The sequence below is a fragment of the Actinomadura madurae genome, from assembly GCF_900115095.1.
In the GTDB taxonomy this organism is placed as follows: Bacteria; Actinomycetota; Actinomycetes; order Streptosporangiales; family Streptosporangiaceae; genus Spirillospora; species Spirillospora madurae.
Map to the genome: position 1 here is coordinate 445767 of NZ_FOVH01000003.1, position 26374 is coordinate 472140.

Below are 26374 nucleotides of genomic sequence, written 5' to 3' on the forward strand. Positions count from 1 at the left end.
CCTGCCTCGTACCGGCGCGTAGGTTCACCGCTCCGGGGCGGCGGTCGGTGAACGGCGGACGGGCTGCGACGAGAGGCTGACGCTGTGCGACGAATGGGCGACGCAGAGCGACCAGCGGAGGTCTCGGGCGTCCGGCGTCCCGGCCGGCGTGCGGTCTGCCATGCTACGCAGACCGGTACGGGTGACGGGCAAGGAGGCGGAATGGGCGGGTTCTTCTCCGGACGGACGCTGGCCGGCATCGGCCGCGACCTGCGTTCGGGACGGGCGTCGGCGCGGGAGCTGGCCGCGCGCGCCCTGGAGTCCGTCGACCCCGACCTGAACGCCTTCGTGACCCTGGACCCGGAGGGCGCCGATGCCGCCGCCGCGTGGGCGGACGAGGAGCGGGCGTCCGGCATCGACCGGGGCCCGCTGCACGGCGTCCCCGTCGCCGTGAAGGACATCATCGACGTCGCGGGCCTGCCCACCGGGATGGGCTCGGCGCACTACGCCGGCAATGTCGCCGACGTCGACGCCGCGTGCGTGACGATGCTCCGCGACGCCGGCGCCGTCATCGTCGGGAAGACCGGCACGCAGGAGTTCGCGTTCGGCGGCACCGGCGATGTGTCGGTGAACGGCCCGGTGCGCAACCCGCACGACCGGGAGCGGATGTCGGGCGGGTCCAGCAGCGGCAGCGCGGTCGCCGTCGCCGCCGGGATGGTCCCGCTCGCCCTCGGCACCGACACCGGCGGGTCGGTGCGCATCCCGTCCGCGTTCTGCGGGATCGCCGGATTCAAGCCCGCGCACGGCGCGATCCCCGCCGACGGCGTGTTCCCGCTGGCGCGCTCGCTGGACCACGTGGGCGTCCTCGCCGGCACCGCCGCCGACTGCCGCACCGCCTACCGCGCCCTGACCGGTCCCGCGGAGGCCGACCCCGCGCCCGTGGACGCGGCCGCCCCGCACGGGCGGATCGCCTGGATCGAGCCGCCCGCCTGCGACCCCGAGGTGGAGCGGACCGTCCGGGCGCTGTTCCCGGACGCGCCCGCCGAGCGGGTCGACTTCGCCGGGATCCGGCAGGTGTTCCTCGCCGTCGAGTTCAGCGAGGCGGCCGACGTGCACGCCGAACGGGTCGCCGAGGCGCCCGGCCTCTACCGGCCGGAGACGCTCGGGCGCCTGGAGGAGGCCGCCCGGATGCCCGGCTGGCGGCTCGTCCGGGCGCTGCGCGAGCGGGACCGGCACGCGCGGGAGGTCGACGCGCTGCTCGACCGCTACGACCTGCTGGCGATGCCCACCATGCCGATCACCGCCCCGCCGATCGGTGCCACCGAGGTCGGGCTCGGCCCCCTCACCCCGCTGCTGGTCAGCCTCACGTCCGCGTGGAACGTGCTGGGGCTGCCCGCGCTGACCGTCCCCGCCGGGACCGTCGGCGGCCTGCCCGTCGGGGCGCAGCTCGTCGCCCGGCGCGGCGCCGAGAGCCTCCTCTTCGCCGCCGCCGACCGGCTCGGGCCTCTGCGGGGGGACGACCCCCCACACCCCCCGGAGAGCTCCGGTCAGAGGTAGAGCCCGAAGAACTCCTCGGGGTGGTCGAGGAGCGGCGGCAGGTCGTCGGCGGTCAGGGTGACCAGCTCCTTCCGGCTGGGCACCTTGACCGGCTCCCCGTCCTTCCCGGACGCGCCCTTCCCGGCCGGCCCCTCCTTCCTGACCGACACGGCGGCGGACGCGACCCGGTCCGCCTGGTTCGCGACGGCGACGTCCAGCATGTTGCGCATCAGGCGGCCGTTGCCGAACGACGGGCCGCGGGGCGCGCGGCGCAGCATCGTCCGCAGCACGTCGGCGGTGCCGGGCGCCAGCTCGAACCCGTCGGCGGCGGCGAGCTGCCCGAACACGGTGATCAGCTCGTCGTCGGTGTAGTCCGGGAAGTGGATCTGCTTGGGGAAGCGCGAGTCCAGGCCCGGGTTGGCGGCGAGGAACTCGGCCATCTCCTGCTGGTAGCCGGCGACGATCACGACCAGGTCGTCGCGGTGGTCCTCCATCAGCTTGACCAGCTCGGCGATCGCCTCGTGCCCGTAGTCGCCCTTCAGCGGCGACTGCGTCAGCGTGTACGCCTCGTCGATGAACAGCACGCCGCCGATCGCGCGCTCCACCAGCCGCCGTGTCCGGGGCGCGGTCTGCCCGATGTACTCGCCGACCAGGTGGGCGCGGGACGCCTCCACCAGATGCCCGGACGACAGCACGCCGAGCCGCTTGTAGATGCGGCCGAGCAGCCGGGCCACCATCGTCTTGCCGGTCCCCGGGTTGCCGGTGAACACCATGTGCCGCGTCGGCGGGGTGATCTGGAGCCCGTTCTCGCTGCGCAGCCGCGCCGCGTGCGTCCCGGCGACCAGCAGCGCGATCTCGTGCTTGACGGTGTCGAGCCCGGTGAGGTCGCGCAGCTCCGCCAGCGGGTTCCCGGGCACCTGCGCGGTGTCCAGCGTGTCGGGGATGTCCTGCTTGCGGACGACGAGCTCGTCGCCGGGCGCGGTCCGGGCGCGGACCGCCGCGACCGTCAGGTCGGCGAGATGCGGCGCCAGCCGGGCGTTGCGGAGCGTCTGCACCGGCGGCGTCGCCGCCAGCAGCGCGCCCGCCGCCTCCACGGCCGGCCGGGTCCCGCGCGCCCCGCGGGCGTCCAGCGCCCGGCGGAACAGCTCGGCGTGGCCCGCCGCGGTGAACGGCCGGGTCCGCGCGATCCGGAACCGCTGCGGCAGCACGGGGTTGATGTCGCGGATCCGGTCCTCGCCGCCCGCGTCGCACAGCGCCACCAGGTTCAGGTCCGGGTGGACGGCGAGCAGCCGGTGCAGCTCGGCGGCCAGCGCCTCGCCGTTGCCGGGGTCGGTGACGATCCCGTCCAGGCCCTCGATGATGAGCAGCCGCTCGCCGGCGCAGTCGCGGGCGTCGGCGTGCAGCCGGGCGACGGCGTCCGACAGGCGCTGCCCGGCGAACAGGTTCTCGGTGATCCAGTGCGGGTCGCGGCCGAGCGCCAGCGCCTTGCCCAGCTCCTGCGCGGCGTCCCGCTTGCCGGTGCCGTCGGGCCCGCTGAGCAGCAGCCGGACGGGCTCGCTGCCGCGGGTCAGCTCGTCCAGTGCCGCCGTCACCTCCGGCTGCCCGACCAGCGACGTGGCGATCTCCGGACGCCCGCCCGCCGCGCCCGCGGACGCGCCGTCGGCCGCCGCGGGCAGGCTCGGCAGCGTCTCGGTGAGCGGGTTGACGACGCGGCGGCGCGGCGCGTACAGGCGGCGCAGGTCCGTCTGGAACTGGCCGACCGGGATCCACTCCGACTTCGGGAACCACGGGTCGCCCGGCAGGCCCTGGACGACCGCGATGAACCGCATCGCCATGTCCAGCCAGCCGCGGCAGGCGTCGGCGGCGCCCGCGACCAGCGCCCGGACGAGCCACGCCCGCGTCCGCTCCTGCCACGCGCCCGCCTTGAACCCGCGGCGCTCCGCGGGGAACCGCTGCTGGAGCTCGCGGTACCGGTCCTCGCCCAGCGCGACCGCCAGCTCCGCCGGGACCTCCTCCATGCTCCCCTGGAGGAGCAGCTGGATCAGGTGGACCTCGACGCTCTCGTCGCGCGGCGCCGCCTCCGACAGCCGCTCGTACGACGCGAGCAGCCCCGCGCACACCCACTCCAGATACCCGACGGGCCCGAGCAGCTCGGGCACCGCGGCGACGATGTCGTCGCCCGCGTGCGCGTGCCAGTGCTCGCGCAGCTCCATCTTGGGCAGGTTCACGTCGCATGCCGGCGGGTCGTCGTACAGCCGCAGCAGCGCCTTGCGGCGCTCCTCCAGCGGCTCGATGCCCTCCAGCACCGACAGGCAGTCGCGGGCCAGCTCGATCGCCAGCTCCCGGTCGGGCGCCTCGATCAGCCAGTCCACCGGCGGGCGCCACCGGCCGCCGGGCGCGTCCCAGCGGGTCATCCGGGTGCTGAGCGGCCCCGGGTTCACCAGGTGCCGGTGCAGCAGCCGCTCCGGCAGCTGCGACCACGAGCCCGCCTTGATCGCGCCGCCGCCCGGCAGGAACGCCAGCATCCCGAAGATCTCCGCGGTGACGAGCGACGCCGGCAGCGTCAGCAGCTTGTGCTCGTCGGTGGTCAGCTCCACCGCCCGCGGGTCGGCCGCCAGCCCGTCGATCCGGGTCGCGATCTCCTCGAACAGCCCGTCCGGCACGCGCCACGGACCGTACGAGTAGACGTCGAGCACCGGCTCGTCGGTGAGCAGTGGTTCCAGATGCTCCGGCAGCCGCAACGAACTCTCCCCAAGAACGCCCAAAAGAGGGGTACAGCTTATGTTTTCAGATCGGATGGTGTGTCGTCCGCACCCCCCGCTCACGTTCACGGGCGGCGAAGCGACTCCACCGCGATGCGGGCCGCGGTGCCGATGACGGCGTCGGCCTCCGGGAGGACGGCGATCGGGAGCAGCGACCTGGTGAACACCGCCACCGCGTAGCGCGCCCCGTCGGGGTACTCGACGGCGCCGACCTCGTTGCGGAGCGTCGGCAGCGTGCCGGTCTTGCCGCTGACCACGACGTCGTCGTAGGGGAACCCGGAGGAGAGGCGGTGCGGCCACACCTGCAGGCCGAACAGGCGCCGCATCGCCGCGCAGCCGCCGGCGGGCGCGGCCTCGTCCCGCCAGACCATCGACAGCAGCCGGGTCATGTCGCGGGGGGTGCTGCGGCTCGTGCGCAGCGGGTCGAGGGCGCGCAGCCGCCCCCGCACGCCCGGATCGTCCAGCATGGCCCACACCTCGGCGAAGCTGCCCGCGCCGGCGTCGGCGAGCAGCGTCTCGTGCAGCTCGCGGCCGTCGACCTCGATGACGGTGCCGTCCAGGCCGAGCTCGGCGGCCGTCGCGTTGACGGCCTCCCGGCCGACCCGGTCCATGATGACGTCGGCGGCGGCGTTGTCGCTGACGGTGATCATCAGGCAGGTGAGGTCGCGCAGCGACATCCGCACCTCGTCCAGCAGCGCCGACACCCCGGTCGGCCCGGCGGTCCGGTCGTCCGGGCGCAGCGTGACCTGCTCGGCCGGATCCAGCAGCCCCCGCGCGGCCTGCCGGTGGAACGCCACGAGCAGCGGCACCTTGAACACCGACGCGAGCACGACCGGCTCGTCGGCGCCGACCGCGACCTCCCGCCCGGTGTCCATGTCCACGACGTGCAGGAACCCGGTGACCCCGGCGGCCCGGAACTCCGCCTCGATCCGCCCCACCACGTCCACGACCACGTCCCGGCTCGCTTCGCTCATGCCGGCCGCTGGTGGGGGGCCGACCCCCCACGCCCCCCGGTTCGCTTCGCTCATGCCAGGAACCCCGACGACGGACGCGGGACGACCCGGCGCGCCGGCGCGCCGTCCAGCGGTGTCATGCCTGCCTCGTCGCGCAGTACCGCGGTCGCGACGGCGGTGAAGTCGGCGATCGCGCGGGCGTGCTCGGGATCGCGGGCTCGCCGCCAGGCGCACGACGTCCGCCACGCCAGCGGCTCGCCGGCGAGGGGCCGCCACGCCACACCGGCCGTGTCCTCGGTGCGCGGGACGAGCGCCACCGCCGTCCCGGCGAGGACGAGCCCCAGCGCGAACCCCGGATGCCGCGCCTCGTGGACGGCCGCCGGCGCGTACCCGTGCCGGCGGCATCCCGCGAGGACCTCGTCATGGGCGCCGGGCGCCTCCTCCCGCGGCGGCACGACCAGCGCCCGGCCGCCGAGGTCGGCCAGGCGCACCTCGGGCGCCGCGGCGAGATCGCCGGCGGCGGGGACCAGCACGCCGAGGGGCTGCGCCAGCATCGGGCCGAGTTCCAGGTCGCGGGCGTCGCACGGGTGCCGCACCACCCCGGCGTCCAGCGCGCCCTCGGCGAGCGCCCGGACCTGCTCCGTCGTCCCCGTCTCGCGCAGGTCGAGCCGCAGGTCGGGGCGGCGCTCCCGGAACGCGGCGATCAGCGCGGCGACGATCGGGCCGGCGAGGTCGCTCGGCAGGCCCGCGCGCACCGTGCCGAGCTCGCCCAGCCGGGCCCGCTCGGCGACGGAGTAGACGCGGTCCACGCGGACGAGGATGTCACGGGCCTCCTCCAGCAGCAGGCCGCCCGGCGCGGTGAGCCGCACCCGGCGGCTGGACCGGTCGAACAGCCGCACCCCGAGCTCCTTCTCCAGCCGCTGGATACGCTGGCTCAGCGGCGGCTGGGCCATGCCGAGCCGCTCCGCCGCGCGGCCGAAGTGCAGCTCTTCGGCGACCACGACGAAGCATCGCAGGTGCCCCACCAGGTTCACGACCAGCGATCATAGCAATCCGGATATCTCTCTGAATCGATATCAATCTTGGACTTTCCGGGCGGCGGCTGGTGTCCTTGTGGCTCCATCGAAGGGGAAGGAGTCCGATGATGCGCCGATCCCGTATGCTCGCCGCCGCCGCGATCGCGGTGGCGGTGGTGATCGTGGGGGCGGGGGCGGTGTGGTTCCTGCGCGGCGGGGACGACCCGGAGGACACCGCGCGGCGGTTCCTCGCGGCCTGGAGCGGCGGCGACGCCGCCGCGATGAAGGCCCTGACCGACCGCCCGCCGGCAGACTTCGAGCAGCGGCTCGCCCGCATGCGCGACGACCTCGGCGTCACCCGGCAGCGCTACACGGTCGCCTCGGTCGGCCGGCCGAAGGACGGCCGGGCGGGCGGGGCCTACAGCGCCGAGCTGACGCTGGCCGGCGACCGGGCGTGGCGGTTCGAGGGGGCGCTTCCGCTCGTCGAGCGCGACGGCGACTGGCTCGTCCGGTGGTCGCCGCAGATCATGCACCCGGACCTCCGGGAAGGGCAGCGGCTCCGCGCGGCCCGCGCCTGGCCGGACCGCGCCGCCGTCCTCGCCGCCGACGGCAGCGACCTGAGCGCGTCGCCGTCGGGGTCCGCGCAGCAGATCGCCGGGCCGGTCGGGCCGGCGTCCGCCGAGCTGGCGAAGAAGCTCGGCGCCCCGTACCGCGCGGGCGACCCGGCCGGTGCGGACGGCCTGCAGAGGCAGTACGAGCGCCACCTCGCCGGCACGCCCGCCCTCGCCGTCCAGATCGTGGACGCGGAGGGCAGGGCGGTGAAGACGCTGCAGAGGTTCGGCGGCACCGAGGGCAAGCCGCTGAAGACGACCATCGACCCGAAGGTGCAGGCCGCCGCGGGCAAGGCCCTCACGGACGTGAAGAAGCCCGCGTCCATGGTGGCCCTGCGCCCGTCCACCGGGGAGATCCTCGCCGTGGCCAACAAGCCCGGCGGCTACAACCGCGCGCTGATGGGGCAGTACCCGCCCGGCTCCACGTTCAAGGTCGTCACGGCGGCGGCGCTCGTCGCGGGCGGCATGGGCGCGGGCACGAAGGTCGGCTGCCCGGCCACCACGACGATCGGCGGCCGGTCGTTCCACAACTACAAGCACGAGGACTTCGGGACGGTCCCGCTCCGCGAGGCGTTCGCGCACTCCTGCAACACGACGTTCGCGCGCCTCGCCGTGGACAAGCTGGGGGAGAAGCGGCTCGCCCAGGTCGCGTCCCAGTTCGGCTTCAACGCGCCGATCATCGCGGGACTGCCCGCCGTGCGCGCCGCGTTCCCGGACGCCAAGGACGACACCGCGTTCGCGGCGGCGTCCTTCGGCCAGGGCCAGGTGCTGACCAGCCCGCTGAACATGGCGGGCGTCGCCGCCGCCGCGGCGGACGGCACCTGGCGCTCGCCCCGCCTGGTGGACGCCTCGCTCGCCGCGCGAGCCGCCGACGCCGGGGGCCGCGAGCCGGAGCAGCCGAAGAGGCTGGAGCCCGCGGTGAAGAGCGCGCTGCACGCGCTCATGCCCGCGGTGGTCAGCGAGGGGACCGCGGCCGGGGTCGGGTTCCCGTCCGGGACGGCGGGCAAGACCGGCACCGCCGAGTACGGCGAGGGGGAGAACCCGCCGACGCACGCCTGGTTCATCGGCTACCGCAAGGACGTCGCGTTCGCCGTGATCGTCGAGGGCGGCGGCACCGGCGCCGAAGCCGCCGCCCCCATCGCCGCCGCCTTCCTCCGCGCGGCGTCGTAAGCGCAGCGATCGCCGCTTTCCTCGACGATGGAGGGCCGTCAAGGCCCGAAGGAGGAGAGGAAGGCAATTGATCAGCGCAGGGCGTTCGCGAGGATCGTGGCGGTGCGGGCGATCGAGGTCTCGTCGGCCTCGTCCTCGGCGCCGGGGCGCGTGGTCGTGATCACGATGATGAGCGGGGCACCGGACTTCGGGTAGGCGATCGCGATGTCGTTCGCGTTGCCGTAGACGCCGGCGGTGCCGGTCTTGTCGCCGACCGTCCAGCTCTTCGGCAGCCCGGCGCGGATCCGCTTGTCCCCGGTGACCGTGGCCTTCATCCAGCCGATGAGGCGGCGGCGGTCGGCGGGGACGAGCGCGTCGCCGGTGGTGAGCGCCCGCAGGTCGTTCGCCCACGGGCGCGGGGCGGTGGTGTCGCGCTTCTCTCCCGGCCTCCAGTCGTTCAGCGCGGTCTCCCAGCGGTCGCTGCGGCTGACGCGGTCGCCGAGCGTGCGGAGGAACGCGGTGAGGCCGGCCGGCCCGCCGATCTGCCTCAGCACGAGGTTCCCCGCGGTGTTGTCGCTCTGGGTGATGGCGGCGTGGCAGAGGTCGGCGACCGTCATGCCGGTGTCCACGTGCTGCTCGGTGACGGGGGAGTACTCGACGAGGTCGTCCTTCGTGTAGTGGATCACCTTGTCGAGCAGGCCGGGTGCGCTCTGGCGCGCCTTCCGCAGGACCGCGCCGCAGGCCATCGCCTTGAAGGTGGAGGCGAACGGGAAGCTCTCGTCCGCGCGGTGCCCGACGAAGCGCCCGGTGCCGCTGTCGATCGCGAACGCGCCGATGCGCGTGTGCCGTGCCGCCTCCAGCCGCTTGATCCGCTCGGTGACCTCGGCCTGCGCGGGATCGGGGGACGTCGCCACCTGCGAGGTGTTGCTCCGCGGTGCCGCGTTCCGGGTGGACGTTTCGGACCCGGCGCCGCAGCCGGCGATCCCGGCCAACGTGGACAGAGCGAGGGCGGCCGCGCCGAACCGCCGGATATGGGGAGCGTGTGTCGTCATGCGGGAGAGGAGACCAGAGCCGCCGGCGCGATGTCCAATATTGATATCGGATGATGATCGATACGCGAACGGATATTCGTCGGCCCTGAGCTGGGACGCCGCGGCGGCTAGAGCCAGTCGCGGAGCTTGAAGACCACGTAGAGGCCGACGCTGCACACGACGATGATGACCGTGCTCACGATGAACCCGGAGTGCTGCGAGAACCCCGGATACGGGATGTTCTGCCCGTAGAACCCGGTGACCGCGGTCGGCACGGCGATGATCGCCGCCCAGCTGGTGACCTTCTTCATCACCTCGTTCATGCGGTTGCCCTGGAGCGCCAGCCGGGTGTCGAGCAGGTCGGCGACGAGGTCGCGCAGGCCGTCCGTCCACTCCGCCACGCGCAGCGTGTGGTCGTAGACGTCCTGGAAGTACGGCACGAGCGCCGGCGGGACGAGCCGCAGGTCGCGGCGGAGCAGGGTGTTGAGGATCTCCCGCATCGGCAGCGCGACCCGGCGCAGCGCGGCCAGGTTCTTGCGCAGCAGGAAGCTGCGCCGCTGGATCTCCTTGACCGGGAACGCGTCGTCGAAGACCAGCTCCTCGACCTCGTCGGTCTCGTCGTCGAGCGCCTGCACGGCCTCCATCTGCAGGTCGACGACCATGTCGAGCACCCCGTAGAGCAGGAACGCCGCGGTCTGGTCGGTGCCCTCGGCGTCCGGGCTCTGGTCCCAGCGCCGGATCAGCTCGTCCACGTCGAACCCGGTGTCCTGCCGGACCGTGACGAGCGCGCGCTCGCTGACGAACGCCGACACCTCGTGCATGGTCAGCCGGCCGCCGCGCACCGTCGGCACGTACACGTTGAGGAACCCGTAGCCGTCGTAGCGGTCGAGCTTCGCGCGCTCGTGCCGGGACACCGCGTCCTCCACCGCGACCGGGTCGAGCCCGAGTTCGTCGCTGATGACGCGGAGGTCGTCGTGGCGCGGCCCGCACAGGTCGAGCCACACGACGACGTCCGGGCGGGCCAGGTGGTCGCTGACCTCCGCGACGGGAAAGCCCTCCGCCTCGACCTTGCCGCCGCGCCAGGCCCTGGTCCTCGGGGGCGCGGCGCCGATCCGGTTCTCCGGACGCCCCTCGATGTCCGTCTCAGACGGATGGGATCCCATGTGCCCCTTATACCCGGCTTTCTGGGGAAATCCGGGACCGCGCGGTCAGCCGTACCGGGGGGAGGCCGTGGAGCCCCGCACGACCAGATCGCCGGGCAGGACGCGGGGAGCGGGAGTGCGTCCGGCGAGCAGGTCCAGCAGCGCCGTCATGCCCGCCGCGCCCATCTCCTCGGCGGGGAGCCGGACGGTCGTCAGCTCGGGCTCCAGCGCCGTCGCCAGCAGGACGTCGTCGAAGCCGGTGACCGAGAGCTCGGACGGGACGTCCAGGCCGACCGCCCGCGCCGCCTTGTACGCGCCCGCCGCGACCAGGTCGTCGTCGCACACCAGCGCGGTCGGCGGGTCGGGGTTCGCCAGCAGCCGGACGGCGGCGTCCTTCGCCGCACCGACGTCGATCGCGCAGGCCGCGCGGGTCACCACGCCGCCGGGCAGGTCCGCGAAGGCGGCGGTGAGGGCCTCGGCGCGGGCGTGGAACGTCCACTGGTCGACGGCCGCGGCCAGGTGCCCGATCCGGCGGTGGCCGAGTCCGGCGAGGTGCCCGGCGATCGCGCGCATCCCGTCGGCGACGCCGAAGTCGACCGTGGGGACGTCGCCGCGGGGCCCGCTGTCGAGCATCACGGCGGGCGTCCCGGGGAACCCGGCGAGGGCCTCCGGGGCCATCGAGGACGCGAGGATGCCGTCGATCGCCTCGTCCGGCGCCGCGAACGGGCTGTCGGCGGGCCCCGTCGCGTCGTCCGGCCAGGTGGAGACCACCACTCCGAAGCCGTGCCGGGCCGCGACCCGCGCGGCGCCCGTGTAGACGGGCCCGAAGAACGGCGCGGTCAGGGTGGGGACCATCAGCAGGACGGTCCGGGTCGTGCCGAGGCGCAGGTTCCGGGCCGCCTGGTTCGGCCGGTAGCCGAGCCGCTCGGCGGCGCTGCGCACGCTGCGGACCGTGGCGGGGGAGACGCGGCCGCTCCACTTGCCGCCCAGCACGAGCGAGACCGTGGACTGCGAGACCCCGGCCTCCTGAGCCACGTCCTTGCTGGTGGGACGGCTGATGGCCGGCACCCGCACCTCCCTGCCTCGATATCAGGACAAAAACAGACTAGAGCCGAAGGGTCCGGAGATGGTACGTATGACCGGTCGGGTTATACGTATGACGGGGATCGACCACACAGTACAGCGGGGGGCTGGACACATGCGCGGCTACGTCGTCTTCCTCCGCCGGCCCTACGCGGGACGGCTGCTGGGCGGCACCCTGCTCGGCCGGCTGCCGAACGGCATGGGCATGCTCGCCGTCGTCCTCCACATCCGGGCCGACGGAGGCGGCTACCCCCTCGCCGGGACGCTCGCCGCCGTCTTCGGGCTCGCGACGGCCGCCGGGCAGCCCGTCCTCGGCCGCGTCATGGACCGTGCCGGGCAGCCGCGCGTCCTCGTGCCCGCCGCCTGCGTCGCCGCCGCCGGGTTCGCCCTCCTCGCCGCCGTCGGCGCCGACCCGCTCCCGGTGTCCGTCGCCGCCGTGGTCGCCGCGGGGTTCGCCACCCCGCCGCTGGAGGCCGGGCTGCGCGCCCTCTGGCCGGACGTCCTCGACGGCCCCGAGCAGGTCGACGCCGCCTACGCGCTGGACGCCGCCGCCCAGGAGGTCATCTTCACCGTCGGGCCGCTGCTCGTCGTCGCCGCGGCCCTCGTGAACACCGAGACCGCGCTGCTGATCACCGGCGCCCTCGGCATCGCCGGGACGCTCGTCGTCGCGCTGTCCGGGCCGTCCCGCCGGTGGCGGGGCGCGCCGCGCGCCTCCGACTGGGCCGGTCCGCTGCGCTCCCCGGGACTGCGCGTCCTGCTGCTGTCCCTCGCCTGCGCCGGCGTCGCGCTCGGCGTCTACGCCGTCGCCGTCGTCGCCTACGCCGAGGAGCAGGGCCGGGACCTCGCGTCCGGGCTGCTGCTGGCCTGCATGGCGGGCGGCGCGCTCATCGGCGGGATCGTCTACGGCGCCCGCTCCTGGGCCGGCGAGCCGCACCACCGGCTGCCCTGGCTGCTGGCCGCGCTCGCCGCCGGGTACGTGCCGCTCGTCCTCGCGCCGGGCCTGCCCGTCATGTCGGTGCTGGCGTTCCTCTCCGGCGTCTTCCTCGCGCCCGTCCTGGCGTGCAGCTTCAGCCTCGTCGACCGGCTCGCGCCGAGCGGCACCGTCACCGAGGCGTTCGCGTGGGTCGTCGCGGCGGTCGGCGCGGGAGGCTCGCTGGGCTCCTTCGTCTCCGGGATCGGGCAGGACCTCGCGGGCGTCCCCGGCGCCTTCGCGGGCGCGGGTGCCGGCGGCGTCCTCGCCCTGCTCCTGTGCATGCTCGGCGGCCGGACGCTGCGTCCGGTCAGGGCCGCGGCCGTCACCGCGAACGCCGCCGCATAGACCGGCGGACGGCCTAGACCCAGGACTGGAACCAGATCCGCTCGTGCCAGTCGTCGTACGGGAGCGTCTGCGCCGACAGGATCGGGTGGAAGTAGGCGAAGTTCGCCAGGACCACCAGCATGAACGCGCCCGCGGCGGCGGCGCCGACCAGCCGCCGCAGGCCGGCGCCCTGAAGCGGCGAAGGCGGGCGCCCCCCGCCCGCGTCGTGCCGTTCGGGCAGGTCGTCGGCGGTGGCGTAGCTCCCGTCGTACCCGCTCTCGCCGGAACGCGCCGCGTGCGCGCCCGCCATCCCCGCCGGGGCGGGCCCGATCAGATACCCCAGCACCAGGACGACCGCCAGCACCATGAACGGGATCAGGGGGGTCGCGTAGAACAGGAACATCGTCCGCTCGGCGAACGCCGACGGGAACCAGGACAGCCAGCCCGCGAGGAACCCGAGCAGGATCGCCCCGGCCCGCCAGTCCCGCAGGATGAGCCAGATGAACACCACGATGACCAGCGCGACCAGCGCGCCCCACCACAGCGCGGGCGTGCCGATCCCGAGGATCTCGCGGGAGCAGCGGGACGCGCCGCCGCACGCGTTCTTCGGCTCGGTGTAGAAGAACGCGACCGGACGGCGCAGGACCGGCCAGTCCCACGGCCACGACTGGTACGGGTGCTTGGCGTCCAGCCCGGTGTGGAAGCCGAGCATCTCCGAGTGGTAGCGCCACAGGTCCGGCAGTGCCTCGAACGGGCGCAGCAGCAGGTGGTCGGACGCCTTCCCGCGTCCCCAGCCGCCCGGCTTGAAGATCCATCCCCACCAGGTCGCGAGGTACGTCACCAGGCCCACCACGACGAGCTGGACGAACGCCGGGACGGCCTCCAGCAGCATCGTCCCGGCGAACGGCGCCCGCACCCCGGCCGCCCGGCGGGCGCCGTAGTCCCACAGCACGACCATCAGCCCGAACGCGGCGACGTAGAAGATCCCCGTCCACTTGGTCGCGCAGGCGAGGCCGAGGCAGACACCGGCGCCCCAGCGCCAGCCGTGCGCGAGGAACGGCCCGTACACCGAGGTGTGCCCGCGCTCGATCTTCTCGGCGAGATCGCGGCGGGACCGGTCGCGGTCGTTCACCAGGCAGGCGAACCCGGCGAGCACCCAGAACATGACGAACACGTCCAGCAGCGCGGCCCGGCTCGTGACGAAGGCCAGGCCGTCCAGCGCCAGCAGCAGCCCGGCCGCGCAGCCGAGCAGCGTCGACCCGGTCATCCGGCGCGCGACCCGGCACAGGATCAGCACCGACAGCGTCCCGACCAGCGCCGGCATGAACCGCCAGCCGAACGGCGTCGCGCCGAACATCCATTCGCCGATCGCGATCATCCACTTGCCGAACGGCGGGTGCGCGACGAACGCGGGCCCGCTTCCCCAGATGTGCGCGTCCGGGTCGGCGATGAGCATCTTGTCGGCGTTCTCGACGGTGTTGTGCTCCCAGCCGTACTTCAGCAGGGCGAGCGCGTCCTTGGCGTAGTACGTCTCGTCGAAGACGACCGCCTTCGGCGACCCCAGCCGGTCGAACCGCAGGTACCCGGCGATCGCCGTGACCAGCAGCGGCCCCAGCCAGGACAGCAGCGGGCTCCCCGGTATCGCGGGGGCGAGCCACTCCCGGAGCGAGGGCGGCCGCCGCCGCGACGCGGGAGCGGGAGCCGAGGCCAGATCCGTCGTCGCCATCACGCCATCGTACGGGCGCCCGGCCGCCGGGATGCGCGCCGAAGCGCGGACCCCGCCCGTCGTCCCGGGCGGGCCCGGGTTCCCGGGGATCGCGCCGCTGGGAAGATACCTCTGTGACTGGGACTCTCTTGCTGGCGGCGGCGCCCATCGGCCGGGCGGAGGACGCCTCCGCCCGGCTGCGGGCGGCGCTGGCGGACGCACCGGTGATCGCGGCCGAGGACACGCGGCGGCTACGGCGGCTCGCGGGCGACCTCGGCGTGGAGATCGCGGCCCGGGTGGTGTCGTACAACGACCTGAACGAGCGGGCGCGGGCCGCGGGGCTGGTGGAGGACCTGCTGGCCGGCCGCGACGTCCTGGTCATCACCGACGCGGGCATGCCGGGCGTGTCCGATCCCGGGTACCGGCTCGTCGTCGCGGCGGTCGCCGCGGGCGTCCCGGTCACGGTGCTGCCGGGGCCGTCCGCCGTCACGACCGCGCTGGCGGTGTCGGGCCTGCCCACGGACCGGTTCTGCTTCGAGGGGTTCCCGCCCCGCAAGCAGGGCGAGCGGGCCCGTCGGCTGGCCGCGCTGGCGGACGAGCCCCGCACGCTGGTCTTCTTCGAGTCGCCGCGCCGGCTGCCGGCCACCCTCGCCGCGATGGCGGACGCGTTCGGCGCCGACCGCCCCGCGGCGGTGTGCCGCGAGCTGACCAAGACCTACGAGGAGGTCCGGCGGGGGCCGCTCGGCGACCTCGCCGAATGGGCGCGGGACGGCGTGCTCGGCGAGATCACGCTGGTCGTCGGCGGCGCGCCGGAGCGGCCGGGGCTGTCGGACCCGGCCGACCTGGCGGCGGCGGTCGCCGCCCGCGAGGAGGCCGGAACGCCGCGCAAGCAGGCGATCGCGGAGGTCGCCCGGGAGAACGGCGCCCCGAAGCGGACGGTCTATGACGCGGTCGTCCAGGCGAGGAAATAGTCACGGCATCGGAACGGTCCATCCGGTTCTTTCTGGGCATACAGAACATCGGGTGACCGAGGGCGTGGCAGAACCGTGCCGGCGGGGTCACCATGGAGTCAGAACCGTGTGAGGCGGCCGCCGAGGGGGTGAATGCCGTGCTGGATGCATGGACGAGCCACGAGGTCTGGGGCTTGGAGTGCCTGAGCTGCGCGACGACCTGGGACGAGGAGTTCGAGGTCCGGCACTCCGGTGACGGGCACGGCAACGAGGCGGTCATCTACGTGCGGGACGGCCAGCCCTGCACCACGCCGTGGATGGACCGGTGCTGCCCGAAGTGCGGGAGCGAGAACATCAAGGCGCTGTCCGCGGTGCGCGGCAGGCAGGGCGAGGTGCCGAAGGCCCGCAGCAGCAGCGATGTGGCGATGGTGTTCCATCTCCGCCGGATGCACGCCTGGTAGGCGCCCCAAGGGCGACCTCTAGGACCCTCTAGGACGGCACCTGGGACGCCGTGGCCTTCTGCACGTCCACCGGGGTCTGCGCGTCCTGTGCTTCCTGCTCGTCCTTCGGGGTCGAGGCGGCACGGCGGCGGAGGCGGCGCGCCCAGCCGGCGACCGTGCCGCGGACCTCGGGCGTGAACGCCATGCCCGCGGCGAGCGCCGCCAGCGGGACGGCGGGCAGCACGTACCGGTAGTCGAACTCGGCGGTCGCGGCCGGGGCCAGCAGCAGCCCGGTCGCGAGCGTCCAGGGCAGCAGCGCCGCGCCGCCGAACCGGCGCCACAGCGGGACCAGCCCGGCCAGGCCGACGAGCAGGATGCCACCGATCATCGTTCCGCGCAGGTAGAAGACGTCCTGGTAGCCGCGGGCGACGCCGGCGAACGGCTCCACGACCTGCGTGCGCGCGTCCCCGTGCTCGTAGCCCTTCGCGTCCTGGGACGCCGTCCCGCCGCGGGGCATGTGCCAGTCGGGCAGCGGCCTGCTCGTCTTGCGGAACTCGTACTGCGAGTACGTCGCCTCGTCGGGGAACACCGTCCGGTCCCACCGGAACACCCGGAAGAAGTCGTGCGCGACGACCTGGAGGTAGTCGGCGGGCTGCGCGATGATCGCCCGCTTGGCGAAGTCGTTGCCGAGCGCGTTGTTCTCCGGGCTGAACCGCGTGCCGGTGTAGCGGTTGAGCGGGGAGCGGGCGTTCCAGATGCCGTCCTGCGAGTTCGGCAGCCGGTTCGCGGGCTCGGTGCACAGCGGGTACTCGCTCACCGGCAGGTTCTTCATCTGGTGGCAGTCGGCGAACTTGTACACCCGGGCGTACAGGAAGATCCCGTTGCTCTCGGTGATCGCGAACTTGTCGCTGTCGGCCTTGTACCAGCCCGCGTAGGCGAGCACGGGCAGCGAGCAGGCGGCCAGCGTCACGGCCATCACCTTCCAGCCGCTGCGCCGGATCAGCATGTACACCAGCACGCCGAGCAGCACCGGCATCCCGACCGAGCGGGTCAGCCACGCCAGTCCGACGATGAGCCCGACCGCCGCGGCGATCTTCCAGGTGGGGCGGTCGTGCCACAGCAGCAGCGTCACCGCGCACATCACGAGGAAGGTGAACATCGTGTCCGACAGCACCAGGTGCTCCAGCTGCAGCTGGTAGGCGTCCAGCAGCACCGGCGCGGACGCGAGCGCGGCGCCCCAGCCCGGCAGCCGGAACTTGCGGCGCAGCAGCGCGTAGATCATCACGCCCATGCCGAGGCCCATGAGGTGCTGCAGCGCGGCGACGAGCGCGAAGCTGTGGAACGGCTTGAGCAGGACGAGCAGGAACGAGTACCCGTCGGGCCGCAGCGGGTGCGGGTACGGGTCCATCGCGACGTTCAGGTAGTCGAAGCTGTCGTTGAAGAACATCACCGGCTGGTAGCCGAGCATCGCGACCAGGCGGAGCAGCGCCGCTGTGGTAATGATCACACTGAACGCGGGGTGCCGGCGCGCGAGCGTCCAGAGCCCGCGGGCGCGCCGTCGGCCACCTGCGGCGGAGGTCTCGCCGCCCGGCGGGTCCCCGGTTTCCGGGCCGGTCGGGGAGCCGGATTCCGGACCGTCCTTAATGGCGGTGTCCGAATCCGTCGCGGTCGCCGTCCCGCCGGGCGTGTCGACCTTCGACCCCGCCGCGGGCCCGTTCACGGCGGCCCCGCCCGCCGTGGCCAGGGCCGTGCCGCCCTGCGCCGCATCGTCGAGCGCGGTGCCCCGCGGCGTATCCCCCGCCACTGCCGCACCTCCCCTTCGGTGTCCGGCCCCCGGTCCGGTGGCACTGCGTTCTCCGGCACGCGTCACAGCCGCCCACCCTTTCCGGGCCGCTGTGCCCGTATGCTTGACGTCCTAGCCTGCCGCCCGCGACCGTGGCGGAGAGGGTTTTTCGGTTGCAAGTGGGCAACACGATACGGGTGCTCTTGACGAGAGCGGCCATCATTACCCGTCCTCGGCAGGCATCATGAACGACGACGGGCCGCCCCGCGGGAAAACAGAGATTACTGAACAACACCGCAGACGGTCACCAGGGGTAACGAAGGAGATCGCGTGGAACTCTCCGTAGTGATGCCATGTCTGAACGAGGCCGAGACGGTCGAGACCTGCGTCCGCAAGACCATCGGCTTCTTCGAGGACAAGGGCATCGACGGCGAGGTGGTCATCGCCGACAACGGCAGCACCGACGGCAGCCAGCAGCTGGCCAGGGACGCGGGCGCGCGTGTCGTGCCGGTGATCGACAAGGGCTACGGCAACGCCCTGATGGGGGGCATCCGGGCCGCGCGCGGCAGGTACGTCGCCATGGGCGACGCCGACGACTCCTACGACTTCACCACCCTCGGCCCGTTCCTGGACGAGCTGCGCGACGGCGCCGACCTCGTCATGGGCAACCGGTTCAAGGGCGGCATCGCCGACGGCGCCATGCCGCCGCTGCACCGCTACCTCGGCAACCCGGTGCTCAGCTTCGTCGGGCGGCTGTTCTTCGGCAGCAAGATCGGCGACTTCCACTGCGGGCTGCGCGCCTTCGACAAGGACGCCATCCTGCGGCTCGGGCTGCAGACCGGCGGCATGGAGTTCGCCAGCGAGATGGTCGTCAAGGCGACCCTGCAGGGCTACGACATCCGCGAGGTGCCGACCACCCTGTCCCCGGACGGCCGCACCCGCGCCCCGCACCTGAACACCTGGCGGGACGGCTGGCGCCACCTGCGCTTCCTCATGCTCTACAGCCCGCGCTGGCTGTTCCTCATCCCCGGCCTCGTCTTCATGACGCTCGGCCTGGTCGCCGGGATCGCGCTGTCCACCGGCCCGGTCACCGTCGGGGAGATCGCGTTCGACGTCGACACGCTGGTCGGCGCGTCCGCCGCGCTGGTGATCGGCTTCCAGGCGGTGCTGTTCGCGCTGCTCACCAAGGTCTACGCGATGCAGGAGGGATTCCTGCCGCACGACAGCAGGGTCCAGAAGATCATCGACTGGTGGAGCCTGGAACGCGGCCTGCTGCTCGGCGGCCTGCTCGCGGTCGCCGGCCTCGCCGGCCTCGTCGCGTCGCTGCTGCACTGGCGAGTGAACAGCTTCGGCGAGCTCGACCCGCGGCACTCCCTGCGCATCGTCGTCCCCGCCGCGACCGCGCTCGTGATGAGCTTCCAGGCCATCTTCGCCTCGCTGTTCGTCAGCATCCTCGGCATCCGCCGCCGCCAGCACCCGCCGATCACCGACGTGGCCGAGGAGGCCGCGGGCGTCGTGGACGCCGCCGTGCGCAAGGTGGCCCGCGGCGAGGCCGAGAAGGCCGAGAAGGCCGAGAAGGCGGCGAAGACGGAGAAGGCCGAGAGCGGCGACGAGGGCGGGAAGGCCCCCGCGATGACGTCCGAGAGCGACGAGCGCGCGTCGGAGAGCTGACCCGGCGCGGCCGCCCGTTGCCGAGCGCTTCCACGCCGGGGCCCGGTTCCCCGTACGCACTATGACAGGCTTGTCCGTCGATGGATCTCCGTTACCCGACCGTCCGCGCCCGGCGCGCCGCGGGCCGATGAGGCCGCGCACACCGGACGCCGCGTCCCCTGGGGTCGGCGGTACGGCCGTCGCGCGGCCGCCGGTCACGCCGGCGGATCGTGGCACCGCGCCGCCGCGGCCCGACCGCCGCGGCTGGGTCTGGCTGTTCGTGCTCGGCTGGGCCGCGCAGGTCGCGATCCGGCTGTGGCTCGGATCGGGGCAGACGGTGCCGGTGGCGACGCCGGACGAGTCCGGGTACCTGTTCGCCGCCCGCGTCCTGACCGGCGGCCCGGACGCCGACATGTCGTTCGGGACCGTGTACCGCGGCGGCTACCCGCTGCTGCTGACGCCCGCGTTCTGGTTCGCGACCGGCCCGGTCGGCGTCTACCGCGCGGCGCTCGTCATCAACGCGCTGGTCAGCGCGGTGATGCTGCCGCTGGCCTACCTCCTGCTGCGCCGGTTCCGGCTGCGGCGGCGCTGGTCGTACGTCTTCGCGCACGTGACCGCGCTGCTGCCGTGCGTGCTGTTCTACTCCGAGTTCGTCCTGACGGACGCGATCCTCCCGGTCGTCCTCGTCGGCTGGCTGCTGCTCGTCCACGCCTGGCTGGACGCCCCGCCGCCCGCGGGCCGCCGCTCGTCGGTCCGGCTCGCGCTGTCCGGGACGGGCGCGTCGCTGCTGGTGGCGTACGCCTACGCCTGCCACACGCGCGGCGCGATCCTGCTGGCCGTGCACGCGGCGCTGCTCGGCGCCGCGCTCGTGCTGCGCTGGCGGTCCTGGCGCGCCTCGTCCGGCGCCGCGCTCGTGCTCGCCGCCGCGACGGCCGCCGGGATGCTGCTGAACCGGTCGCTGCTGCCGCACATGTACCCGCAGGGCGACAACGACCTCGGCGGCAACGTCGTCCGGCGCCTCACCACCCTGGACGGGTGGGGCTGGATGCTGTCGCTCGGCACCGGCCAGGTCTGGTACCAGGCCGTCGCCACCGGCGGTGTGGCGGCCGTCGGCCTCGTCACGGCGGCCTTCCTCGCGGTCCGGCCCGCAGCGGCGCCGGGCCGGCCCGGCCCGGTGCGCGCGCTGGCGCTCGCCGTCCTCGCGCTCGTGGCCGGCATCGCGTTCGCGACCTCGGCGGCGTTGCCGGTCGAGTACCGCATCGGCAACTACGTGTACGGCCGCTACCTCGCCTGCGTCACGCCGGTGCTGTTCACGGCCGGGGTCGCCGTCCTGGCGTCCGCCGCGCGCAGGACGGTGCTGTGGGCGGCGGGTGCGGCGGCCATGCTCGCGGTGGTCGCGGCGTGCGTCGTCCAGTGGTACGCGGGCGACCTGCTCACCCAGTACACCTTCACGGCTTACGACTTCCCGGAGACGGCCTTCCTGACCTGGGACTGGACGGCGTTCCGCCTCTGGCACGCCACGCTGACCGGCCTGGTCCTGCTCGGCGTGTCGGTGGCGGCCGTCCGGCTCCGCCGCCACGGGCCCTTAGTGCTGGCCGGCCTGCTGGCCGTGGTCGCGGTCGGCATGTGCGCCACCGCGACCGACCGGATCGCGCAGCCGCTCGTGCGCGCCGAGACCGCCCACACCGACATCCGGGACAGCGTCGACCTGACGAAGCAGCGCTCCATCGCCGTCGACTGGAACATCTGGTGGACGATCCGGCTGTCGCAGTACTACTGGGCCTGGTGGAGCGACGGCAGCGTCTTCGACGCCCGCTGGACCCCGCCGCCGCAGAACGTCGACATGGTCGTCCTGGCGTGGCCGAAGGACAAGCCCGCCACCGCGTCCTGGCCGAAAGGCGCCCCGCCCGGCTGGAAGGTCGTCGACAGCCGGCGCACCGTCGAAGGCGACTGGGTCGCTTGGACCCGCTAGCCCTTAGCCAGTGCTGGCGGAGGATTCGCGTCATTTCTGGGGGGACGACCCCCCAGACCCCCCGGAGGGGGGATTCCAGAGTTCCAGGACCCCGTCCGACGAGCGCCACATCAGCGTCCAGCCCTCGGCCGGGGAAGGCCGCCACCCGCCGCCGATCTGCGACTCCATGCCGCGCCAGCGCGTGTAGAGCATCGGGCCCTCCGTCGCGTTGCGCGGGACCTGCCCCAGGTAGTGCGGGAAGTCGCGGATCTCGCCGCGCCAGACCGGACGCCCCCACATGTCGCGGGTGTAGAAGGTGAGGGTCTGCGCGAGCCGCCGGTCGGCGCAGATCAGCGTGATGTCGCGGTGGTCGCCGAGATAGCCGCGCAGCTCGTTCCACGCCCTGTCGCGCGGCAGGTCCGGGACGGCGCGGACGGCGGCGACCGCGTACGTCCCGCCGAGCACGACCGCGAGGACGGGGACGACGACCGTCCGCAGACGCAGCCGGGAGACGAGGCCGGACGGCAGCATCCGGAACATCAGGATGAGCGAGCCGAACCCGCCGGCGAGCAGCGCGGGCAGCACCGAGAACCAGTATCGCTGGAGCCACGCGCGCAGCGAGATGCTGTTCGGGTCGAGGACGCCGGAGAACAGCGTCAGCGGGACGGCGAGCGTGAAGAACCACACCAGGCACAGCCCGAGGCGCCGGTCGCGGGTGACGGCCCAGCCGACGATCGTGAGGGCCAGCGCGGCGGTGAAGACGAGGCCGAGCGGGTTCCAGTCGTGCATCGCGCGCAGGAACGAGCGGGCGGCGAGCGCGCGGGTCACGTAGTCGCGGGACTGGCCGCCGTGCTCGGCCGCCGACACGAGCCCGGCGAGCGGGCTGCCCCAGACGATCTGGTTGTGGAGGAAGTTCAGCAGGAGGATCGCGAGCATCGGCGCGCCGACCGTGACGTTGCGGCGCCACGGGATCCGCAGCAGCGCCAGGTAGGCGGGGATGGCGAGGAACAGGAACGCCAGGAACTCGCGGACGAGGAACGAGGCGCCGAGGAACACCCCGGCGGCCAGCAGCATTCGGATCTGCGCCCGGCCGGTCCTGCGGCTCGCGACGACGAGCCCGGCCATCCCGATCGTGAACAGCCCGGCCCCCGGCATGTCCGGGAGCATCACCCCGGTCGACCAGGTGATCTCGTGGCCGAACGGGTTGGTCATCGTGAAGAACGGGTGGACGAGCAGGATCGCCGCCGACGCGACGCCCGCCACGTCGCCGAACAGGGAGCGGACGACCAGGTACGTCCCGACGAAGAACGCGGCGCCGCCGAGCCCGGCGACGGCGAAGTACGCGGCCTGGCCGTCGCCGAGGACCTCCTGGGCGAGCCGGGCGGGCAGCACCAGCCCGATCCGGGTGACCTGGTGGGGGACCTCGTCGAACGGCCACTGCGCGAGCGGGATGTCGGGCCAGTCGCGGGCGGCGAGCCACACGTAGTACGGGTCGAAGTACAGGGGCGGCGTCATGACCGTCCACTGCGCGAGCACCGTCGCCGCCGTGACCAGCAGCGACAGCCACACGACCCGGCGGGTCCGCCGCACCCGGCGCGCGGCCCGCGCGAGAAGGCTCCCGGATGGCCCGTCCTTCGGCTCGCCGCCGGTCACCGTCCGCGCAGCGGAGTCGTCGGAGGTGATCTGGGGCATGCGGGCCAGGCTACTCGCGTGCCGGTGCCGCCGTGACGCGACTACCCTTGATTCCATGTCCTCGTCAAGCCGTCATATCTTGACCGCGCCCGCATGGCCGTACGCCAACGGGCCCCGTCACATCGGGCACGTCTCCGGTTTCGCGCTGCCCGCCGACATGTTCAGCCGCTACCAGCGGATGGCGGGCAACAAGGTCCTGATGGTCAGCGGCACCGACGAGCACGGCACGCCGATCCAGGTGCAGGCCGACAAGGAGGGCGTGACCGCCCGCGAGCTGGCCGACCGGTACAGCGCGGTGATCGCCGAGGACCTGCACGGCCTCGGGATGTCCTACGACCTGTTCACCCGCACGACGACGCTGAACCACTACGCGGTCGTCCAGGAGGTCTTCAAGGGCCTCTACGACAACGGCTACATCTTCCCGCAGAAGACAATGGGCGCGATCTCGCCGTCCACCGGCCGGACGCTCCCGGACCGCTACATCGAGGGCACCTGCCCCATCTGCGGGTACGACGGGGCGCGCGGCGACCAGTGCGACAACTGCGGCAACCAGCTCGACCCCATCGACCTGATCAACCCGGTGTCCCGGATCAACGGCGAGACGCCGAAGTTCGTGGAGACCGAGCACTTCATGCTCGACCTGCCCGCGTTCACCGAGGTCCTCGGCCGGTACCTGCGCGGTAAGCAGGGCCAGTGGAGGCCGAACGTGCTGAAGTTCGCGCTGAACCTGCTGGACGACATGCAGCCCCGCGCGATCAGTCGCGACCTCGACTGGGGCGTGCCGATCCCGCTGGACGGCTGGCGCGACAACCCGGCCAAGAAGCTGTACGTGTGGTTCGACGCGGTCGTCGGCTACTTCTCCGCGTCGGTGGAGTGGGCGCGGCGGTCCGGCGACCCGGAGGCGTGGCGCGCCTGGTGGCAGGACCCGGAGGCCCTGTCCTACTACTTCATGGGCAAGGACAACATCGTCTTCCACGCCGAGATCTGGCCGGCGATGCTGCTCGGTTACAGCGGCCAGGGCGACAAGGGCGGCACGCCCGGCTCGCTGGGCGCGCTGAACGTGCCGACGGAGGTCGTGTCGTCGGAGTTCCTGACGATGGAGGGCCGCAAGTTCTCCTCGTCCCGCCAGGTCGTCATCTACGTGAAGGACTTCCTGGAGCGCTACGACGTCGACGCGCTGCGCTACTACGTCGCGGTCGCCGGGCCGGAGAACCAGGACACCGACTTCACCTGGGCCGAGTTCGTCCGCCGCAACAACGACGAGCTGGTCGCCGCGTGGGGCAACCTCGTCAACCGGTCGGTGAACATGGCGGCGAAGAACTACGGCGCGATCCCGGAGGCGGGCGACCTCACCGACGCCGACCGGGCGCTGATGGAGCGCAGCCGGAACGCGTTCGCGGCCGTGGGCGCCGAGCTCGGGCGGTCCCGGTTCAAGAACTCGATCACCGAGGCGCTGGACGTCGTCCGCGACGCGAACAAGTACCTGTCCGACCAGGCGCCCTGGAAGCTGAAGGACGACCCCGAGCGCGTCAAGTCGATCCTGCACACCGCGCTGCAGGTGGTCGACGACGCCAAGACGCTGCTGACGCCGTTCCTGCCGAACTCGTCCCAGAAGGTGTACGAGATGCTCGGCGGGCAGGGTGTGTGGAGCGGCATGCCGGAGTTGAAGACGGTGTCGGAGGAGGGCGGCCCCGACTACCGCGTCCTCACCGGCGACTACGCCACCGAGGCGCGCTGGGAGTCGATGCCGATCAAGCCGGGCGTGCCGCTGGCCAAGCCGACGCCGCTGTTCAAGAAGCTCGACACGTCCGTGGTGGACGAGGAACTCGCCAGGCTGGAGAACACGTGACCCGAGACGGGGACGGGCAGGCCTCACGGTCCTACCCGCCGTTGCCCGAGCGCCTGCCCGTCGACGTCTTCGACAGCCACTGCCATCTCGACATCGTCGAGACGCCCGTGGACGAGCAGCTGAAGTCGGCGAAGGCGGCCGGGATCGCGCGGATCGTCACGATCGGCTGCGACCTGCCGTCCTCCCGGTTCGCCGTGGAGGCCGCCGGCGAGTTCGACGACGTGTACGCGGCGGTCGCGATCCACCCCAACGAGACGACGGGGATCTCCGACGCCGTCCTCACCGACGTCGAGCTGCTCGCCGCGCACTGGAAGGTCCGCGCGATCGGCGAGACGGGCCTGGACTACTACCGCGACTGGGCGCCGAAGGACGACCAGCGGCGCGCGTTCCGCGGGCACATCGAGATCGCCAAGCGCACGGGCAAGGCGCTGGTCGTCCACGACCGGGAGGCGCACGACGACGTGCTCGCCATCCTGGACGAGGTGGGCGCGCCGGACACGGTCGTCTTCCACTGCTTCTCCGGCGACGCCGCGATGGCGGAGATCTGCGCGGAGCACGGCTACCTGATGAGCTTCGCCGGGAACGTCACGTTCAAGAACGCCGAGCCGCTGCGGGAGGCGCTGCGCGCGGCGCCGCTCGACCTCGTCCTCGTGGAGACGGACGCGCCGTTCCTGACCCCGATCCCGCACCGCGGGAAGCCGAACGCCTCCTACCTGATCCCGCACACGGTCCGGGCGATGGCGGAGGTCAAGGGCGTGGACGTGGCGGAGCTGTGCGCCGCGATCGCGGCGAACGGGGAGCGCGCCTTCGGTCCTTGGTGACCTAGTGGGACAAAAGGGACGTATCGCCCACAAGGTGCGGGTGAGGGCGTTGAGGTGGCGGAGGACGGGCGCGGGGCTCTAATGTCTGGCCCGTCGAACGGGCGCCCCCGAGCCCGGCCCCCCTGGAGGAACCTCCCGTGCCTTGGACAACCGCGCGTCGCGCACCCGTGCCCCGTGCCGTCCCCGTCCTGCTCGCGGCGAGCCTGCTCGCGACCGGAGCGCTGACCGCGTGCGGCGGGGACGGCGGCTCGGCGTCCCCGAAGACCGGGGCCGTCGCCGACGCGCCCCGCACCAGCGCGCCCGCCCCGCGCAAGATCGTGATCGTGGTCGACGCGAAGAAGACCGAGACGATGACGACCGGCACGACCGTCCAGCAGGTCCTGGAGCAGGCGAAGATCGCGCTCGGCCCGCACGACCTGGTCAAGCCGGCCGCCGACCAGCCCGCCGGGAACATGATCAAGATCATGCGGCTGCTGTCGGCGCCGGTGACCAAGGTCGTGAAGACGCCCGCGCCGACGATCCGCAAGAAGAGCTCGTCGGTCCCGCCGTGGAGCGAGAAGGAGCTGCGCAAGGGCCGCGCCGGCGTCAAGATCGTGCAGGTCGCCTACGTCCGCCGCAAGGGCAAGAAGGTCAAGAAGATCATCGCGCAGAAGGTGAAGCGCAAGCCGGTCGCGCGGATCCTCGCGGTCGGCCCGAAGTCGGCGAGCACCGGCTCGGCGGCGCGGCTGAACTGGGCGGGGCTCGCCAAGTGCGAGTCCGGCGGCAACCCGAAGGCCGTGAACCCGGCCGGGTACTACGGCCTCTACCAGTTCTCCATGGCCACGTGGACGTCGGTCGGCGGGAAGGGCCGGCCGTCGGACGCCAGCTCGGGCGAGCAGACCTACCGGGCCCAACTCCTGTACAACAAGGTGAACGGACGCTGGCAGGGCCAGTGGCCCAACTGCGGGAAATTCCTCTTCTCCTGAGCTGCGACA

Annotated in this window: 19 protein-coding genes; 10 read left to right on the forward strand and 9 right to left on the reverse strand. The window is 73.2% G+C overall.

Going from position 1 to position 26374, the window contains the following annotated elements:
• Positions 1–201 precede the first annotated feature (201 nt).
• On the forward strand, positions 202–1536 hold the full coding sequence (locus BM339_RS11545; RefSeq protein WP_075020828.1) for an amidase: 1335 nt from the start codon (positions 202–204) through the stop codon (positions 1534–1536).
• On the opposite strand, the gene BM339_RS11550 is transcribed toward BM339_RS11545, so the two are convergent.
• The 3 genes from BM339_RS11550 to BM339_RS11560 all read right to left on the reverse strand — a co-directional run bounded on the left by BM339_RS11550 (position 1527) and on the right by BM339_RS11560 (position 6264).
• The gene (locus tag BM339_RS11550; RefSeq protein WP_021594616.1) at positions 1527–4256 is read right to left on the reverse strand and encodes an AAA family ATPase; all 2730 of its coding nucleotides are present in this window, start codon (positions 4254–4256) and stop codon (positions 1527–1529) included. The genes BM339_RS11545 and BM339_RS11550 overlap by 10 nt on opposite strands.
• Before the next feature lie 86 nt (positions 4257–4342).
• Positions 4343–5251, reverse strand: a complete 909-nt coding sequence (locus BM339_RS11555) for a serine hydrolase (protein WP_021594617.1) — start codon at positions 5249–5251, stop codon at positions 4343–4345.
• A 50-nt stretch (positions 5252–5301) separates the two neighbouring features.
• Complete coding sequence (locus BM339_RS11560) at positions 5302–6264, reverse strand: LysR family transcriptional regulator (protein WP_075020829.1); 963 nt, start codon at positions 6262–6264, stop codon at positions 5302–5304.
• Between the two features lie 110 nt (positions 6265–6374).
• Here BM339_RS11560 and BM339_RS11565 point away from each other — a divergent pair, with 110 nt between their 5' ends.
• Positions 6375–8027: a penicillin-binding transpeptidase domain-containing protein gene (locus tag BM339_RS11565; protein ID WP_075020960.1), complete on the forward strand. Its 1653-nt coding sequence runs from the start codon at positions 6375–6377 to the stop codon at positions 8025–8027.
• A gap of 71 nt (positions 8028–8098) precedes the next feature.
• Here BM339_RS11565 and bla read toward each other — a convergent pair whose 3' ends face one another.
• The 3 genes from bla to BM339_RS11580 all read right to left on the reverse strand — a co-directional run bounded on the left by bla (position 8099) and on the right by BM339_RS11580 (position 11247).
• Positions 8099–9058 (reverse strand): class A beta-lactamase, encoded by a 960-nt coding sequence (gene bla, locus BM339_RS11570; RefSeq protein ID WP_021594620.1) that lies wholly within the window; start codon positions 9056–9058, stop codon positions 8099–8101.
• 107 nt (positions 9059–9165) lie between these two features.
• Entirely contained in the window at positions 9166–10200 is a 1035-nt protein-coding gene (locus BM339_RS11575; protein WP_021594621.1) for a magnesium transporter CorA family protein, read from the reverse strand.
• A gap of 45 nt (positions 10201–10245) precedes the next feature.
• On the reverse strand, positions 10246–11247 hold the full coding sequence (locus BM339_RS11580) for a LacI family DNA-binding transcriptional regulator (protein WP_021594622.1): 1002 nt from the start codon (positions 11245–11247) through the stop codon (positions 10246–10248).
• Between the two features lie 130 nt (positions 11248–11377).
• Between BM339_RS11580 and BM339_RS11585 the strand changes: the two genes are divergently transcribed.
• Positions 11378–12580 (forward strand): MFS transporter, encoded by a 1203-nt coding sequence (locus BM339_RS11585; RefSeq protein ID WP_075020830.1) that lies wholly within the window; start codon positions 11378–11380, stop codon positions 12578–12580.
• Between the two features lie 13 nt (positions 12581–12593).
• Here the strand turns inward: BM339_RS11585 and BM339_RS11590 are convergent, their stop codons facing one another.
• Entirely contained in the window at positions 12594–14285 is a 1692-nt protein-coding gene (locus tag BM339_RS11590; RefSeq protein WP_075020831.1) for a dolichyl-phosphate-mannose--protein mannosyltransferase, read from the reverse strand.
• Positions 14286–14398: 113 nt separating this feature from the next.
• Here BM339_RS11590 and rsmI point away from each other — a divergent pair, with 113 nt between their 5' ends.
• Positions 14399–15235 carry a 16S rRNA (cytidine(1402)-2'-O)-methyltransferase gene (rsmI, locus tag BM339_RS11595; RefSeq protein WP_033332095.1) on the forward strand — a complete coding sequence of 279 codons (837 nt, stop codon included), beginning with the start codon at positions 14399–14401 and terminating at the stop codon, positions 15233–15235.
• 137 nt (positions 15236–15372) lie between these two features.
• On the forward strand, positions 15373–15675 hold the full coding sequence (locus BM339_RS11600; protein ID WP_021594626.1) for a hypothetical protein: 303 nt from the start codon (positions 15373–15375) through the stop codon (positions 15673–15675).
• 28 nt (positions 15676–15703) lie between these two features.
• On the opposite strand, the gene BM339_RS11605 is transcribed toward BM339_RS11600, so the two are convergent.
• Entirely contained in the window at positions 15704–17458 is a 1755-nt protein-coding gene (locus BM339_RS11605; protein WP_083597552.1) for a phospholipid carrier-dependent glycosyltransferase, read from the reverse strand.
• Between the two features lie 309 nt (positions 17459–17767).
• Here BM339_RS11605 and BM339_RS11610 point away from each other — a divergent pair, with 309 nt between their 5' ends.
• Together BM339_RS11610 and BM339_RS11615 are read left to right on the forward strand one after the other, a co-directional pair.
• Complete coding sequence (locus BM339_RS11610; RefSeq protein ID WP_244938432.1) at positions 17768–19108, forward strand: glycosyltransferase family 2 protein; 1341 nt, start codon at positions 17768–17770, stop codon at positions 19106–19108.
• Between the two features lie 127 nt (positions 19109–19235).
• Entirely contained in the window at positions 19236–21059 is a 1824-nt protein-coding gene (locus tag BM339_RS11615; RefSeq protein ID WP_075020832.1) for a hypothetical protein, read from the forward strand.
• A gap of 30 nt (positions 21060–21089) precedes the next feature.
• Here BM339_RS11615 and BM339_RS11620 read toward each other — a convergent pair whose 3' ends face one another.
• Positions 21090–22730, reverse strand: coding sequence for an ArnT family glycosyltransferase (locus tag BM339_RS11620; protein ID WP_143118369.1), 1641 nt, complete (start codon positions 22728–22730; stop codon positions 21090–21092).
• A gap of 55 nt (positions 22731–22785) precedes the next feature.
• Between BM339_RS11620 and metG the strand changes: the two genes are divergently transcribed.
• The 3 genes from metG to BM339_RS52275 all read left to right on the forward strand — a co-directional run bounded on the left by metG (position 22786) and on the right by BM339_RS52275 (position 26365).
• Positions 22786–24579, forward strand: a complete 1794-nt coding sequence (gene metG, locus BM339_RS11625; protein WP_075020833.1) for a methionine--tRNA ligase — start codon at positions 22786–22788, stop codon at positions 24577–24579.
• Positions 24576–25400, forward strand: coding sequence for a TatD family hydrolase (locus BM339_RS11630; protein WP_075020834.1), 825 nt, complete (start codon positions 24576–24578; stop codon positions 25398–25400). Before metG ends, BM339_RS11630 begins: the two co-directional genes overlap by 4 nt.
• 137 nt (positions 25401–25537) lie before the next feature.
• Positions 25538–26365, forward strand: coding sequence for a resuscitation-promoting factor (locus BM339_RS52275; RefSeq protein ID WP_276526550.1), 828 nt, complete (start codon positions 25538–25540; stop codon positions 26363–26365).
• The last annotated feature ends 9 nt before the right edge of the window (positions 26366–26374 follow it).

Coding starts and splice junctions, on each gene's coding strand:
- BM339_RS11555 (WP_021594617.1), bottom strand. CDS start 5,251: ATGAGCGAAGCGAGCCGGGACGTGGTCGTGGACGTGGTGGGGCGGATC.
- BM339_RS11585 (WP_075020830.1), top strand. CDS start 11,378: ATGCGCGGCTACGTCGTCTTCCTCCGCCGGCCCTACGCGGGACGGCTG.
- BM339_RS11590 (WP_075020831.1), bottom strand. CDS start 14,285: ATGGCGACGACGGATCTGGCCTCGGCTCCCGCTCCCGCGTCGCGGCGG.
- BM339_RS11575 (WP_021594621.1), bottom strand. CDS start 10,200: ATGGGATCCCATCCGTCTGAGACGGACATCGAGGGGCGTCCGGAGAAC.
- metG (WP_075020833.1), top strand. CDS start 22,786: ATGTCCTCGTCAAGCCGTCATATCTTGACCGCGCCCGCATGGCCGTAC.
- BM339_RS11620 (WP_143118369.1), bottom strand. CDS start 22,730: ATGCCCCAGATCACCTCCGACGACTCCGCTGCGCGGACGGTGACCGGC.
- BM339_RS11545 (WP_075020828.1), top strand. CDS start 202: ATGGGCGGGTTCTTCTCCGGACGGACGCTGGCCGGCATCGGCCGCGAC.
- BM339_RS11565 (WP_075020960.1), top strand. CDS start 6,375: ATGCGCCGATCCCGTATGCTCGCCGCCGCCGCGATCGCGGTGGCGGTG.
- BM339_RS11615 (WP_075020832.1), top strand. CDS start 19,236: ATGAGGCCGCGCACACCGGACGCCGCGTCCCCTGGGGTCGGCGGTACG.
- bla (WP_021594620.1), bottom strand. CDS start 9,058: ATGACGACACACGCTCCCCATATCCGGCGGTTCGGCGCGGCCGCCCTC.